Source organism: Neptuniibacter sp. QD29_5 (genome assembly GCF_047778125.1).
In the GTDB taxonomy this organism is placed as follows: Bacteria; Pseudomonadota; Gammaproteobacteria; order Pseudomonadales; family Balneatricaceae; genus Neptuniibacter.
The window spans coordinates 1,004,182-1,018,772 of sequence record NZ_CP180556.1; the positions used below are offsets into that span (position 1 = coordinate 1,004,182).

Annotated in this window: 12 protein-coding genes and 1 tRNA gene; 11 read left to right on the forward strand and 2 right to left on the reverse strand. The window is 44.4% G+C overall.

The features are described 5' to 3' along the window. The first annotated feature begins 14 nt into the window (after positions 1–14). The 6 genes from ACMXYR_RS04520 to ACMXYR_RS04545 all read left to right on the forward strand — a co-directional run bounded on the left by ACMXYR_RS04520 (position 15) and on the right by ACMXYR_RS04545 (position 5,379). Positions 15–860 carry a DUF4392 domain-containing protein gene (locus tag ACMXYR_RS04520; protein WP_415903089.1) on the forward strand — a complete coding sequence of 282 codons (846 nt, stop codon included), beginning with the start codon at positions 15–17 and terminating at the stop codon, positions 858–860. Between the two features lie 16 nt (positions 861–876). Next, the gene (locus tag ACMXYR_RS04525; protein ID WP_415903090.1) at positions 877–1,740 is read left to right on the forward strand and encodes an aminotransferase class IV; all 864 of its coding nucleotides are present in this window, start codon (positions 877–879) and stop codon (positions 1,738–1,740) included. A gap of 30 nt (positions 1,741–1,770) precedes the next feature. Continuing rightward, complete coding sequence (locus ACMXYR_RS04530; RefSeq protein ID WP_415903091.1) at positions 1,771–2,058, forward strand: HlyU family transcriptional regulator; 288 nt, start codon at positions 1,771–1,773, stop codon at positions 2,056–2,058. Positions 2,059–2,379: 321 nt separating this feature from the next. After that, positions 2,380–3,456 (forward strand): TRAP transporter substrate-binding protein, encoded by a 1,077-nt coding sequence (locus ACMXYR_RS04535; RefSeq protein ID WP_415893746.1) that lies wholly within the window; start codon positions 2,380–2,382, stop codon positions 3,454–3,456. An 83-nt stretch (positions 3,457–3,539) separates the two neighbouring features. Continuing rightward, positions 3,540–4,076 (forward strand): TRAP transporter small permease subunit, encoded by a 537-nt coding sequence (locus ACMXYR_RS04540; protein ID WP_415883834.1) that lies wholly within the window; start codon positions 3,540–3,542, stop codon positions 4,074–4,076. Between the two features lie 13 nt (positions 4,077–4,089). Further along, on the forward strand, positions 4,090–5,379 hold the full coding sequence (locus ACMXYR_RS04545; protein WP_415903092.1) for a TRAP transporter large permease: 1,290 nt from the start codon (positions 4,090–4,092) through the stop codon (positions 5,377–5,379). A gap of 114 nt (positions 5,380–5,493) precedes the next feature. Here the strand turns inward: ACMXYR_RS04545 and ACMXYR_RS04550 are convergent, their stop codons facing one another. After that, the gene (locus ACMXYR_RS04550) at positions 5,494–6,357 is read right to left on the reverse strand and encodes a DUF4922 domain-containing protein (RefSeq protein WP_415903093.1); all 864 of its coding nucleotides are present in this window, start codon (positions 6,355–6,357) and stop codon (positions 5,494–5,496) included. Positions 6,358–6,430: 73 nt separating this feature from the next. On the opposite strand from ACMXYR_RS04550, the gene ACMXYR_RS04555 reads away from it, so the two are divergent. The 5 genes from ACMXYR_RS04555 (at position 6,431) to ACMXYR_RS04575 (ending at position 13,586) form a co-directional block, all read left to right on the forward strand. Beyond that, positions 6,431–7,786, forward strand: a complete 1,356-nt coding sequence (locus ACMXYR_RS04555; RefSeq protein ID WP_415903094.1) for a cache domain-containing protein — start codon at positions 6,431–6,433, stop codon at positions 7,784–7,786. A gap of 19 nt (positions 7,787–7,805) precedes the next feature. Beyond that, positions 7,806–8,450, forward strand: a complete 645-nt coding sequence (locus ACMXYR_RS04560; protein WP_415903095.1) for a response regulator — start codon at positions 7,806–7,808, stop codon at positions 8,448–8,450. A gap of 70 nt (positions 8,451–8,520) precedes the next feature. Continuing rightward, positions 8,521–8,597: transfer RNA gene (locus tag ACMXYR_RS04565), tRNA-Val, on the forward strand. Between the two features lie 388 nt (positions 8,598–8,985). Beyond that, a complete protein-coding gene (locus tag ACMXYR_RS04570) occupies positions 8,986–10,401 on the forward strand; it encodes a xanthine/uracil/vitamin C permease (protein WP_415903096.1) in 1,416 nt (471 codons plus the stop codon). A gap of 290 nt (positions 10,402–10,691) precedes the next feature. Continuing rightward, on the forward strand, positions 10,692–13,586 hold the full coding sequence (locus ACMXYR_RS04575; protein WP_415903097.1) for an HD domain-containing phosphohydrolase: 2,895 nt from the start codon (positions 10,692–10,694) through the stop codon (positions 13,584–13,586). Here the strand turns inward: ACMXYR_RS04575 and ACMXYR_RS04580 are convergent. Then, positions 13,583–14,482, reverse strand: coding sequence for a diguanylate cyclase domain-containing protein (locus tag ACMXYR_RS04580; RefSeq protein WP_415903098.1), 900 nt, complete (start codon positions 14,480–14,482; stop codon positions 13,583–13,585). The two genes, ACMXYR_RS04575 and ACMXYR_RS04580, sit on opposite strands and share 4 nt — an antisense overlap. Positions 14,483–14,591: the final 109 nt, after the last annotated feature.

The window sequence follows — 14,591 nt, forward strand, 5'->3', positions numbered from 1 at the left end:
GTATAGGTGCCGTTATGCCAAATGAAGCCACGTTAAGTAAGCAAATTGAAGACCTATTGGTTGCAAGAAATTTGCGTGGCATGCAAACGATCCAGCCAGAGTTGGAATCAGGCTATTACCTGCGTGCTGCTCGAATGCTTAATCGATGCAGAGGGCATGTATTGATTGGAACCGGCTTCCCTGTTGTGGATACTTTTGAAACGGATGGGCCGGTAGGGGCGATCGCGCTATACAAAGTCTTAGAAGCGATTGGTGCGACACCGGTTATTGTCTGTGGTCCACCTGTATCTCAGGCGCTGATGCCTGATTATAGAGTTCATGAAATTCGTGTGGGCGAGCATAAAGAGCGCACGTTAGAAGCTTTTCAAGCGCTCTATCAATACAACCCTGAAGCAGTCATCTCTATCGAACGCCCAGGTCAGGCTGAAGATGGGCGCTATTACAATATGCGTGGTGAGAACATCAGCGATCGTACTGCTTGTTTTGATACATTCATTCTTAATGCTAAATGCCCAACCATAGGGATTGGTGATGGTGGCAATGAAATAGGTATGGGTAATGTAAAAGACGCTCTTAAAACTCTTGATATCAAAGCGTCGGTTACAGAAGTGGATGAGTTGTTAATTACGGATGTCTCTAACTGGGGAGCCTACGGCATTATTGCTTTTCTAAGTTTTTGGAACCATCGAGATTTCTTTGCCGATATACAGCCCTTGGAAATACTTCGTTATCTTTCCAAATTAGGCAGCGTCGATGGTGTGACAAGAGAAAATGAGTTAACTGAAGATGGTTTGCCGGCATCCGAAGGGCAAAGCGTTATTAATGAATTAAGGCAAATTATTGGTTTGGTAAAAGAATAAGTGGAGGGATATCTCTATGAGCATTGCATACCTTAATGGTGATTTCCTACCGTTGTCAGAAGCACGTATATCGCCCTTAGACCGCGGTTTCCTTTTCGGTGATGGTATTTACGAAGTGATACCTTACTATCAGGGACAATCGGTTGGTTTAGGTTTACATATCCAGCGTATGTTAAATGGTTTAGCAGAGATCGAAATTGACTGCTCCCTCACCGCTGAACAATGGCGTAATTTGCTGAACGATCTAATCGAGAAAAACAGTAATCAAGCCGATAACTTAGGGGTATATGTGCATGTCTCTAGAGGTACTGACGACAAGAGATATCATGCCTATCCAGAGGGTGTAGAACCGACTATTTTTGCCTATACCTTCCCAATCAAAGACCCTGAACCAGTCGATCGAGATAAAGTGACTCAATATAGTCTGGTCAGTACTGAAGATCTAAGGTGGCAGCGCTGTCACATCAAATCAACCGCGTTACTTGGGAATGTTATCCACTTTCAACAAGGCTACTCTGCTGGTAGCGATGAAACGCTGTTGTATAACGCAGATAATCAGCTTACTGAAGGCAGTGCGTGTAACGTCTTCATCGTCAAAGATGGTATTGTACTGACGCCTAAGTTAGATAGTCAGATCCTACCGGGGATTACTCGCCGGATTATTGTAGATAGCTTAAAGGCAGATGGAACGATTCCCGTTGAGGAGCGAACTATCTCAATGGATGAGGTGCGTTCTGCGGATGAGTTATGGATCACTAGCTCTTCTAAAGAGATTGCTCCGGTCACTCAACTTGATGGACATCCTGTAGGCAATGGTAAAGTAGGTGAAATCTGGGAAAAGGCATTCGCCATTTATACCGCAGCAAAATTTTCATATTGATATGTAATCAATTTTTCAAAGGTCATTTAAATGTCTCTGATTAAAAAAATCAGTGAGTTATTTACAGCTAATAAGACAGAACCAGAAGCGACGAGCAGTTTTATCGAGGTGGAATACAACGGCTATATCATCAAACCTATGCCGATATCAGAAGATGCGGGGTATAGAGTCAATGGTTTTATTGAAAAGGGTGAGCAATCTCATCGTTTTATCCGAGCGGATGTTTTGATGGACGAAACTCAATGCGCGGATGAAATGGTACGCAAAGCCAAGTCAATGATCGATCAACAGGGCGATACGATTTTTACTAATGCCTGAATAAAAGGGCCTAGTGAGCTGATTTTTATATGGTTTCTAGCCTTCTTACTGGATACGCAACGTATCAGAAGCTAAGTTATAGTAGAAGTTTTTCTACGTACTACTACGTACGTCATCTAAGTAATCTATCTAGTACTTATGCGCATTTATCCCAATATCGGGGTATGGCATGCTGTGTAAGACTGTAAGGGCTAGCATGGTTATAGTTTTAGCAGTGCTAGTTGTGGTCGTAGTTGGGGTGGACAGGAGATTGTTTCAGGTGCGACCACACTTATATGACGGTTAGAAATCGCGTTTTATAGAGAGAGGATGATAATAAAAATGTTCAAAATGACTTTTCCTAAGCAGTTAATTACTGCAGCTGCATGTACTGCAGTACTGGCTACGCCAGCAATGGCTGCTGACAAGGTTTACAAACTGAAGCTAGCAGAAACTTGGCCTACTAACTTCCCAGTTTTTGGTGATGCGACTAAAAACATGGCTAAGCTAGCTGAAGAGATGTCCAACGGCCGTCTTAAAATTCAAATCGACTCTAAGAACAAGCACAAAGCACCACTAGGTGTTTTCGATATGGTTCGCTCTGGTCAGTATGATATGGGTCACTCCGCGTCTTACTACTGGAAGGGTAAAGTACCAAATACGCTGTACTTCACGACTATGCCATTTGGTATGACAGCACCTGAACAGTATGGTTGGTTCTACTACGGTGGTGGTCAGGAACTAATGGATGAGGTTTACGGCAAGTTCAACCTAATGTCCTTCCCTGGTGGTAACACAGGTAACCAGATGGGCGGTTGGTTCCAGAAAGAGATCAACTCTCTGGACGACCTAAAGGGTCTGAAAATGCGTATCCCTGGCTTCGCGGGTGAAGTACTAGCTAAGCTAGGTGCTAAACCAACTAACATCCCAGCGGGTGAGCTTTACACAGCACTTGAGCGTCGTACGATCGATGCATTGGAGTGGGTAGGTCCTTCTCTTGACCTACGTATGGGTTTCCACAAGATCGCTCCATACTACTACACTGGCTGGCATGAGCCTGCGACTGAACTTCAGTTCTTGATCAACAAGAAGAAGTTTGAGCGTCTACCAGCAGATCTTCAGCAGATCCTTAAAACAGCAATGCGTACTGCGGCGTACGATATGTACATCCAGTCTTACCACTCTTCTGCTGAAAACTGGGCAAGCATGAAAACTGAATTCCCGAACATTCAGGTTAAATCTTTCCCAGCTGAAGTAATCGGCGCAATGCGTAAAGCTAACGATGAGCTACTTGCTGAAAAAGCTGCAGCTGACCCACTAGCTAAGAAAATTCTTGAGTCTCAGTCTGCGTACATGGAAAAAGCACGTGCATGGACAGATATCTCTGACAAAGCTTACCTAAACAGCTTGTCTAAGTAATCGAGTCGTAAGAACCCCCTCGTTGGTGCTCTGGACATTGTCCCGATCCGGGGCACCAACTTCTTAATCTTCTAGGAGAAATCATGTTTCTAGTGAGACTGGAGCAGGTGATCAACAGCTTTTCAGATTTGATGGGCAAGATCTCTGCAGTTCTATTTGTAATCATGCTGTTCAATGTCTTTATCGACGTTGTAATGCGCTATGTCTTTAATGATGTCTCCATCGGGATGCAAGAATTAGAGTGGCACCTATATGCAGCAGTATTTCTATTAGGTGTGTCCTACACGCTACGGGTCGGTGGCCACGTACGTGTTGACCTGATCTACGAACGTTTATCAGGCAAAACCAAAGCAATGATCGATATGTTGGGTTGTGTATTTCTACTCTTCCCGTTCTGTGCCCTAGTAGGTTGGTACGGTATCGATTTTGCGCGTGAATCATTTGAATTAGGCGAGACCTCGGGCGACCCGGGTGGTCTTCCTTATCGTTGGATAATCAAATCCGTTATCCCTTTTGCTTTCTTTGCCATGTTAATTAGCGGTATCGGTTTGTTCCTTAAATCTTTAAACATCTTCTTGGGCAACACCAAAGAAGATCATTACCAACCACCACAGCACTAAGGGGCGTTTAGTAATGATTGGTATTATTATGTTTGTTGTGGCGCTGTTGATGCTGCTTGTCGGCTTCCCAGTTGCCTTTACCTTTGGTGGTGTAGCGCTGTTCTTTGGTGTATTTGCTGAAGGCGCTGAAATGTTTGCTTTCATGCCGTTCCGTATCCAGAGCATTATGGAAAACACGGTATTGATGGCGGTTCCTCTATTTATTTTCATGGGTATCGTTTTACAGAAAACTCAGTTGGCTGAGCAGTTGCTTGAGTCCATGGGTAAACTGTTTGGCGGTGTTCGCGGCGGTTTGGCAATCTCTACTGTATTGGTAGGTGCGTTACTGGCGGCTTCTACCGGTGTAGTAGGTGCATCTGTTGTAGCAATGGGTTTGATCTCGCTACCTGTAATGTTGAAGTACAAATATGACAAGTCACTTGCCTGCGGTACGATCTGTGCGTCGGGTACACTAGGTCAGATTATCCCGCCATCGATCATCCTAATTATCTTGGGTGACGTTCTGGGTATCCCTGTAGGTGACCTATTTAAAGCAGCAGTAGGCCCAGGTCTAATGTTGATCGGAATCTACGTTGTTTACATCCTAATCTACAGCTTTCTTAAGCCTGAAGCGGCGCCAGCATTGCCTCTAGACGACGATGTTGAATCTAAGCGCGAGCAATACATAAAAGCGCTTAAAGCGATCATTCCACCACTAGCACTGATCTTGATTGTATTGGGTTCTATCTTCGCAGGTATTGCGACGCCAACTGAATCTTCTGCACTAGGTGGTGTAGGCGCGATTGTATTGGCGGCTATGTACCGTCAATTCAGCTGGAAGATGGTTCTAGAATCTGCAACTGAGACGGTAAAAGTGACAGCGATGGTATTTGCGATCCTGTTGGGTGCGACAGCCTTCTCTATGGCGTTTACTTACACAGGTGGTGACTACATTGTTGAGGAAGTTCTATCTGATTTACCAGGTGGTGCTCAGGGCTTCTTGATCTTATCTATGATTGCGATCTTGATCCTAGGTTTCTTTATTGATTTCGTAGAGATCAGTTTCATCATCGTACCTATCTTGGCACCGGTTGCTGATGCTCTAGGTATTGCGCCGGTATGGTTTGCGATCCTAATCGCGATGAACCTACAAACAAGTTTCTTAACTCCGCCATTTGGCTTCAGTCTGTTCTACCTCAAAGGTGTTGCGCCACCTAATGTACAGACAATGGATATCTATAAAGGTGTTATGCCTTTCATCCTGATGCAGGTAGCGGTTGTTATCTCAATCCTAGTATTCCCAGGATTCTATGGTTTGGCGTAAGACGGTTGAGTGGCCGTTATCACTCTTCTCTCTGGGCGGGCCACCGCCCAATTAATGGTTCATTCCCATTTGCCCCGTTTATCGGGGCGTTTTTTTGTCAGAAGCTTAGTCGTTTTATTTTAATAAACCGCTAACTTCTGACAGAGCTTTACAAAGCCCTTGTTGCGCAATCAGCTCAGCTTGGGCTTTATCCTTCACTAAGATAGATCCCACAAAGGCTAGAGCATTTAGCGAAATACCTTCAAAGGCTTCCTGCTTACGTGGCACCACCATCATCCAGTCATGAGTGAGCAGAAGATTGTGTGGTGGCACGGTTTTATCGCCTGAGCTTTCCAGTGACAGTGTTGTGCGCAGTCGATCATACAAATGCTGTAATTGAGTTGCTGAATCCTCAGGTGTGTGCCCGTCGAAGAGATCATTAGGCAGGGCGAGTGCCGCATGTTCGAAGGGGAGGGAATCTAACTTTCGTGGTACTTCATCATGAAGTTGCTCAAGCTGAGGGGTAAAGGGGATAAGATCAGCTGCGTTTTCATCTAACTGGATTAACTGAAGATGTTTGTGAGGTTGGCTAGCACCGGCCTCGGCTGAGCTATTATAAAAAGCGAGCGCAGGGCCTTGGATTAAGCATTCATATAAGGCGCTAAAATCATCGAGCGAAAGCAGAATGTTCTGTTGCTCAAAGTGATTGGTTACTAACAACAGATGCTGCTCTAAGACATTAAACTTGTTCAGCAGTAACTTATGATTGTCACCCACTGGCCCAACATAAAGACTCGGTTCGTGGGGTGAAAAAGGATCATTATTTGATGGCGCTGAGTTGGCTTTAGCCTTCTCCTTTAAGCTGGATAATTGCCTTAGCTGGAACTGAAGCTCGCCTTCTTTAACCTTATGTGATGAGGTTGTCAGGCTCTTTAACTCGCCGCAACGAGATGCCGATGTGTAAAGTACTTCAGCCTTGGACCATAGTGAGAAATCCATGGAGTGTTATACCCCGCATCCTTTATACTGGAACCTTAACTATCAGCCGAAATGATCAGGAAAGCTAGTACCAATGAAACGGGTTACAGCCTCTTTAAAAACTAAAATCCTACTGCTTTCCATTCTGCCACTAGTGATGGTGACTGTGGCTGTTACCATGATCAGCTTGACCCAAGCTAAGCATCTATCCGAGCAAGAGATTCACACCTTCGAAGAAAACCTTCTGCGCTCTAAACGCCAAGAGCTACAAAACTACGTAGAGCTCGCGATGAATTCAATTGAGCATATCGTCAGAGATGCTAAGCCGGGGGATAAAGTTGCTGAAGAAAAAGTTAAAAATATCCTTGATGGCCTGACCTACGGAGAAGATGGTTATTTCTTTGTCTATGACCGTCAGGGTGTCAATTTGGTCCATCCGATCCAGCATGAGCTGATCGGTCAAAACCTGATGGATCTTAAAGATGAAAACGGCAAGATGGTAATCCGTGATCTCATCGAAGTGGCGAAAAAAGGCGGTGGTTTTTACCGTTATGTTTGGAAAAAACCTTCCAAGGGCGATCTGGAAGATAAGCTCAGTTATGTGGTCGAGATCCCCAAGTTTAACTGGATGATGGGCACCGGTTTATATATCGATGATATTGCCAAAGAGGTTGCCTCAATCCGGCTTAAAGTAACCCGAAATATCCGTAATACCTTTTTCACTGTTGTAGTGATTTTGGCAGGAACTATCATCGTGATTGCCTTAGTGGGTATCGCAATCAACATGCATGCCTCCCAGCTTGCCGATAAACGTTTACGTGAACTTGCCCACAGTTACGTGCAGTTCCAAGTGAGCCAGCGTCGTAACTTCGCGCGAGAGCTCCACGATGGCATTAACCAGTTAATGGTATCGGTTAAGTTTAGGTTGGAGCTCGCGAGAGATAAGTTACTCAAACAGGATGAATCGGCCGCCAACGACCTCAATAAAGGCTGTGATGTCCTGAATATGGCGATCCAAGAGGTGCGACGTATCTCCCACGATCTACGTCCTATACAGCTAGATGATCTAGGCTTAGAGTCAGCACTGCACAGTATGATCGCAGAGTTCTCTGAGCGTACCGGCATACAGACCAATATTCGTTTAGAGCTTCCAGAACAACGACTGCCAGATGATATCGAAATTACTATGTACCGTATCGCCCAAGAAGCGCTGACCAATATCGAAAAACACGCAGAGGCTACTCAAGTAGGGCTGCGCATTTGGTCGCGAGAAGGGTATATTTGGGTCGAAGTAACGGACGATGGTAAAGGGTTCTCTCCAGGGAAGACAGCCTCAGGCATCGGCTTACTTAATATGCGAGAACGTACCGAACTGTTAAGTGGGCGTTTTGGCGTGAAAAGTAAAATAGGAGCAGGTACGCGGATTCGTGCAGGGTTTACAATTCTTTAACTTGAATACAGTGGATAATATGAAAATACGTGTCGTGTTAGTAGATGATCATCCATTAGTGTTAGATGGCATTAGTGCACGTTTAGAAGGTGAAGAATCACTGGCAGTAGTGGGCATGGCTAATGATGGCAAGCAGGCACTTAAGCTCGCTGCCGAAGTGAAGCCAGACGTCGTGCTTATGGATGTCTCCATGCCTGTGATGAATGGCTTTGAAGCTACCGAACGATTCCGTGAAGAACAACCTGACATCAAAGTGCTAATCCTTAGCATGCACGATGATCGTGAATACATCGTTAAACTGATCAAATGCGGCGCTGCTGGTTATGTCTTGAAAGATGTCTCCTCAGAAGAGCTTATCTCTGCGATCGAAACCATCTATCGAGGTGGCACTTACTTTAGCTCGGGCGCATCTCAAGCGTTGTTCAGTCAGTTTGAACAAGCGGTGCCTGCTGTTGCTGAAGAAGAGCAAGAGCCATTAACGGGCCGCGAGAAAGATGTACTTAAGCTGGTGGCTGAAGGCAACAGTAACAAAGAGATCGCACGCGAGTTAGATATCTCTGTTCGCACAGTAGAAACCCACCGCCAAAATATCAAAAATAAGCTCGATATTCACACCGCAGCCGGCCTAACGCGTTACGCGATAGAGAACAACTTGGTGGATTAGTAAAAACGTAAAAAAATATTTACGCTGCTTGAACACCAGAAGTTCGTGCGTATAATACATCCCACTTCATAGGACTATAGCTCAGTTGGTTAGAGCGCTACCTTGACATGGTAGAGGTCGGCAGTTCGAATCTGCCTAGTCCTACCAGTATCAAAGAAGCCCGCATTTACTGTGGGCTTTTTGCATTCTTCGATATGTAAATTTCTTGGCAGTCGAGCCGAGCGAAACCAACCCCTTAAAACTCATACTCAAACCCTTCATTGTGCACGGCCATAAAAGTCCGTTTTTACTCACTGTTTCCCTGCCTATTTACCTGCTAATTATAGATCTGTATGTATTTGTAATCTTTTGTAACATTCTGTTTTCATTTGTAATGCTTTGTTTTAATCAGGGAAAACCCTAATACTTTAGGGGTGTTTTTTTACTAAAGTAGAATACTCTAATATCGCTTACTGCGTTGCAGCAAATTATGGTGGCTCCATCTAGGTCAGGATGAACGTTTTCTGATCAAAATTAACGCAGCAAGGTGGACAAAATGGCACTGATAAAAAGAAGTCATGGAGCTGAGCACCCGTATTGGGGGTTCGGGCCATTCAAAATTCGACTACCGCTAGTGCATTACCGTTTAGAGACCCCGGAGATTATTCAGGGCTTGGTGATGTTCGTTGTAGGTTTGGCAATGATTCCATTACTGGAGAAGTATTTGGGTATGCCGTATGAAGCTGCCCTTGCTTTCACGTTTATTGCTGGCCTTGGTTATATTCTTCCGGCCTTACTGGGTGTACCGCTGGTTCCGGGCTGGATTACACCGGCGATTCCTGTCGTCATTCTTTACCTGAATGGTTTTGAACCTGGTCCTGAAGCGATCAAAGCGATGTTTGCTTTGCAGATTGAGGTAACACTGATCTTCCTTATCTTAGGGGCAACTGGTTGGGGCTCTAAGTTGGTGAATGTTATCCCTAATTCCCTGAAAGCCGGGATCATCATTGGAGCAGGTATTGCTGCGATGATGGGCGAGCTTAAGGTGGGTGGTCGAATTGATGCGACACCCGTTTCTCTTATCGTCGGTTCGATTATTTCTGCATACGTGCTGTTCTCGTTATCGTTTAAAAACGTGATTGATTCCAATCCATTAGCTAAGAAGATTGCTAACTTCGGTATGGTGCCGGGTATGTTGATAGCGATGGTTGTGGGTTGGTCTGTGGGTGAATATCCACTGCCAGCAATTGAGTGGGGCATCACTCAGCCTGATTTTGCTTTGATGGCTGAGTACTTGGTTTTTGCAGTTGGCTTCCCTGATTTAGATGTCTTCCTATTAGCGATTCCGACTGCAATTATCGCTTACGTAATCGCATTTGGTGACATCATTGTTGGCTTTACCCTGGTAGATCGTGTTGACCATATTCGTGACGATGAGAAGATTGAATCTAGCGTAGACCGCGTTCACTTAGTAACTGCGATCCGTAACGGTATTCACGCTTTCTTTGCACCGTGGCCGGGTTTGGCAGGGCCTTTATGGACTGCTGCACACGCGACAGTAGCTGAGCGTTACGCGATGGGCCGTAAGGCGATGGATTCTATCTATAGTGGCGGTGGTACGTTCTGGATCACGGGTTTGGTCGCGTTGTTTATCTTACCTCTGGTGACTCTGTTTAAGCCTGTATTGCCAATCGCACTATCGCTGACGTTGGTGCTAACGGCTTATATCTGCATCATGGTAGGTATGGAACAGTTGAAGAATCCAACTGAGCGTGGTGTTGCTGGTATTGTTGCGGTAACACTAGCTATGCCGGATCCAAAATCAACAGTGTATGCGGTAGGTATTGGCTTGATTTTGTACTTCCTGATTGAACGTCCAAAACTAATGGGTAAGCACAATCCGGGAGACGAGGTCATATTTGCTGATGGCGATGATGCCCAGTCTAAGCAAAAGGAAAAAGAGACGGCTTGAGTTTCTTTGTTAAGTAGCTTCCTTTCTATAGCCCGGTCATTTGATCGGGCTTTTTTTAGGCACCATCGTTGAGGTGCAAAAAATATTCTGAGTAATCTTAAGGGTAGAGTGGTGGTTGCACTGTAGAAATAAATTCTGATTTTAGTGTTATGCGTTTTCTCTTATAAAGCTTATCTTAATTATTCATCCATGGTTTCTTATGACATCATGCACTGAAGATTAATTGGATATATTAGTCGTTGATTGGTTGTACTGGCTTTAGGATAAATGACAGATACTTGGAGAAAGGGATGCAGTCCAAACGGTTAGGGGTATCACTCAAGCTTGTCGTTAGCTCGGCGATTGTTGTAAGTATGACTTTGCTGGCTTTAGTTATCATCGTAAATAGCTATAGCAGTAATAGAGCGTCATTAATTGAGTCTGCAGAGGTTAATGCGCAGCATGTTGCTGAAAGCATAAACCTCAAAATTGAGTCATTCACTCAACCAATAAGTAGCAGCCTAAGGTTGTTAGAGTTAGATCCGCTAACGTCTGCCTATAATCATACTAAGCGCCTTGAAAGATTGCCTGTGCTTGTCAGAGCCTTAGAGTCTAATTCCATTTTAAGTGCTGTCTATGCCGGATATGCGGATGGTGATTTCTTCCTATTAAGAAGTTTAAAGCTGGAGCAGGTCAGTGAACGTTTGAATGCTCCACCTAATGCAGCTTATTTGTTGCAGAGCATAGAGCGATCACATCAAGGTACTGTTGAGACGGTTATATGGGAATTTTATGATCGCTCACTGTTCCTTTTAAGTTCGGTAGCTAAAGACAGTATCCAGTTTGATCCAAGAAAGCGTCCTTGGTTTAACAAAGCACTTTCCTCCGAAACTCCCGTTTTTACCTCTCCTTATGTTTTCTTCACAACACGAGAGATAGGGGTCACATTCTCCACTGTTAATCAGGCTACAGGCACAGTTATAGGGATGGATGCATCCATCAATGATCTGTCGTTACTGATGAAGTCGTTACAGCCTTCGCCACTGAATGAAATGGTATTGGTTGAAGGTACAGAAAGAGCTATCGCTTTTCCCAACCCAGAAAAAATTATCTTGGATGATAGTAACGGTGGTTTGAGGCTAGCTTCGGTAAAAGAGTTAGAGAAGCCGGCTTTGGCCCATTTGCTTCAGGAAGACACAATCAACTCGAAAATCTCGGAGTTTATTGTCGATGGGGAGCGTTGGTATGGTTTAAAAATGCCCGTAGGTAAAAGTAAAACCAGTATGCGCTTGGTTTTCGCTGTGCCTGAAAATGAGTTGCTGGCTAAGGCAAACGCTATTTTATCTGAGCAACTTGCTTGGTCCTCCTTCATTATGCTGCTTCTACTTGCGGCAGGTTGGGCTGTAGGGGCGTTGATTGCGCGGCCATTAACGCAATTGGCTGAAGAGGTTCGCCATATAGCACGTTTTGATTTTCAGCATGAAATCAGCGTTAAAACGCCGATTAAAGAAGTTCGAAGGTTATCCAAGCTCGTGCAAACAATGGCTTCTGGTGTTGATCATTTTAAGTCAATTTCGCTTACCCTTTCGAGGGAGGAAGATCTTGATAAGATGTTGACTAAAGTTACCGATGATTTAGTTGAGATTACGTCAGCAGGTGCGGGTTATCTGTATCTGTATGATGCTGAGCAGGCACTACTTGAACTTGCCTCGGGCCATAATGGTGATGTTTTGCAGGCTATTACTGTAGCAGAAGGTAATATTGATGCGATCATTACAAAGGTAACAAAGTCAGCTTCTGAAGTATTGGGTAGTCCTTTTGCTACACCCTTACTTGACCGTGATGGCGAACTACTTGGGGTGCTGTTACTTATCTTTGATAAACGTGACCCTACAGGTATCTATCACTTTCAAAAATTTGTGGCTGATATATCTGGTTCGGCTGCTACAGCGGTGAGAACACGGCGTCATGCAGAAGAGCAGGAAGCTTTAATTGATGCCATCATCAGGCTATTAGCAGATGCGATTGATGCTAAGTCTCCTTATACCAGTGGTCATTGCGAACGAGTACCTGAACTGGCGTCTTTCTTGATTGATGCCGCTCAAGCTTCCACTGAAAAGCCTTTTTCTGATTTCTCAATGTCCGAGAAAGAGCGAAGAGAATTTAGGATTGCAGCGTGGCTTCATGATTGCGGAAAAATCACCAGTCCTGAATATGTAGTCGATAAAGCGACCAAACTAGAAACGATTTATAACCGAATCCATGAGGTGAGGACTCGTTTTGAGGTGCTATGGCGTGATGCTGAAATTGAGTATTGGCAGCAAAGATGTGAAGGCGGTGATGATCAACAGCTATTGGCTGATCTTGAAGCGCGGAAGAAAACGCTTATTCAGCAGTTTGAGTTTGTTGCAAACGCCAATGTCGGTGGTGAATTTATGTCGGATGAGGCGATAGAACGTTTAAATGAAATCGGTGCGCAAGAGTGGGTCCGTTATTTTGATAATCGCTTGGGGTTATCTTCGGAAGAAATGCAGCGATTATCAGCTGTACAGTCGTCAGTACCCTGCAAAGAGCATCTGCTTGATGATTTGAATGATCATATTATCCCTTGGGGTGATCGAATTCCACCGGTTGAAAAATCTAACCCAGATAACATCTGGGGATTTGATATGGACTTACCAAAACAGAAGTTCAATAAAGGTGAGTTACATAACCTTTCGATCCGAAGGGGGACCCTGACAGCAGAAGAGCGGTTTGCTATCAATGACCACATTGTACAAACCATCAAAATGCTGAAAGCGTTACCACTTCCTAAGGACTTACAAAGGGTACCTGAGATAGCAGGCAACCATCATGAAAAAATGGATGGCACTGGATATCCGCGTAAGTTGGATGGTGCCCAATTGAGCATACCTGAAAAGGTGATGGTATTAGCTGATATATTCGAGGCTTTGACTGCTGCAGACCGTCCGTACAAAGAAGCGAAGAAGCTTTCAGAAGCGATAAAGATAATGGCCTTTATGGTGAAAGACCGACACGTGGATGCTGTGCTCTTTAAATTGTTCTTAGAATCTGATTCGTATCTGTTTTATGCACAGCGTTATCTCAAACCTGAACAGATTGATTCGGTCGATATAGCTGGGATGTTAGAACTGGCGGGTGTATCTGATACTTCAGAAAAATTGCTCAGTGCGGAGGCTTATTAAGCTACCTGCACTTGGTTTCTACCCTGTCTCTTAGCTTTGTAAAGTGCTTCGTCTGCGGCTTTTAATAAAGTGACGATCTCGGTGCCATGGTGTGGGTAAAATGCAAGACCCGCACTCGCGCTAAGTTTGATGGTTTGTGATTCTATGTGATAAGTGTCATGAAGCGTTTCTACACTTCGGTGGAGTGATGATATGGCATCCTCCATCGTTTCTAGATTTTCTAAAACAACGACAAACTCATCCCCACCTAAACGCGCAACCGTGTCTGAACTTCTGCAAGAATGCATAAGCCTTTCAGCCATCAGTTTCAAAACTGAATCGCCTACGTGATGACCATAAGTGTCATTAACGGGTTTAAATTCATCTAAATCTACAATGGCTACACCGATCAGCTGCTTATTCGCTTTTGCTTTTTCAATGGCTTCGCCCAGTCGTTGTTCAAGTAGTGAGCGATTAGCTACTTGTGTTAGATGATCGACGCGGGATAAACGCAGGACTTCTTGTTCAGCTGCTTTTCGTTCCGTTATATCGGTGGCGACTAAGCCTGTCGCAAATATTTTTCCTTCGGAATCGGTGATGGGGAATTTAATCGAAAGGTAGTCACGGATTTGACCATCCACGGGTGCCTTCTCTTCTACGGTAATGACTTCCTTTTTCTCGATCACTTGTAAATCAGCTTGTCGAAAAGCGGTAGCAATATCTTCGGGGAATATTTCGTGATCGGTTTTTCCGCAGAAACTATGCTTTTCTTCATGGAATAAACGGGAATATTCTTGGTTTACATAGAGGTAACGTCCATCCAAATCTTTAGCGGCAATAACGGCTGTAGCGTTATCTGCAATCGCTTCAAAAAGATTGAGCCGTTGTTGTAGTTGGTCTAATTCTGATTTATCCACGCGCTACCTACATCCATAGAACCTTAAGTAAGCCTAGTAGCTGTTTTTCTTGAATGAAAGTTAAAGTTTTTTGTGTGTGCCTTTTGACTTTTTGTATGGCTTTTAGAAG

Excerpts from the sequence above, each read along its gene's own strand:
- ACMXYR_RS04520 (WP_415903089.1), top strand. The coding sequence starts at position 15 with ATGCCAAATGAAGCCACGTTAAGTAAGCAAATTGAAGACCTATTGGTT.
- ACMXYR_RS04525 (WP_415903090.1), top strand. The coding sequence starts at position 877 with ATGAGCATTGCATACCTTAATGGTGATTTCCTACCGTTGTCAGAAGCA.
- ACMXYR_RS04530 (WP_415903091.1), top strand. The coding sequence starts at position 1,771 with ATGTCTCTGATTAAAAAAATCAGTGAGTTATTTACAGCTAATAAGACA.
- ACMXYR_RS04535 (WP_415893746.1), top strand. The coding sequence starts at position 2,380 with ATGTTCAAAATGACTTTTCCTAAGCAGTTAATTACTGCAGCTGCATGT.
- ACMXYR_RS04540 (WP_415883834.1), top strand. The coding sequence starts at position 3,540 with ATGTTTCTAGTGAGACTGGAGCAGGTGATCAACAGCTTTTCAGATTTG.
- ACMXYR_RS04545 (WP_415903092.1), top strand. The coding sequence starts at position 4,090 with ATGATTGGTATTATTATGTTTGTTGTGGCGCTGTTGATGCTGCTTGTC.
- ACMXYR_RS04550 (WP_415903093.1), bottom strand. The coding sequence starts at position 6,357 with ATGGATTTCTCACTATGGTCCAAGGCTGAAGTACTTTACACATCGGCA.
- ACMXYR_RS04555 (WP_415903094.1), top strand. The coding sequence starts at position 6,431 with ATGAAACGGGTTACAGCCTCTTTAAAAACTAAAATCCTACTGCTTTCC.
- ACMXYR_RS04560 (WP_415903095.1), top strand. The coding sequence starts at position 7,806 with ATGAAAATACGTGTCGTGTTAGTAGATGATCATCCATTAGTGTTAGAT.
- ACMXYR_RS04570 (WP_415903096.1), top strand. The coding sequence starts at position 8,986 with ATGGCACTGATAAAAAGAAGTCATGGAGCTGAGCACCCGTATTGGGGG.
- ACMXYR_RS04575 (WP_415903097.1), top strand. The coding sequence starts at position 10,692 with ATGCAGTCCAAACGGTTAGGGGTATCACTCAAGCTTGTCGTTAGCTCG.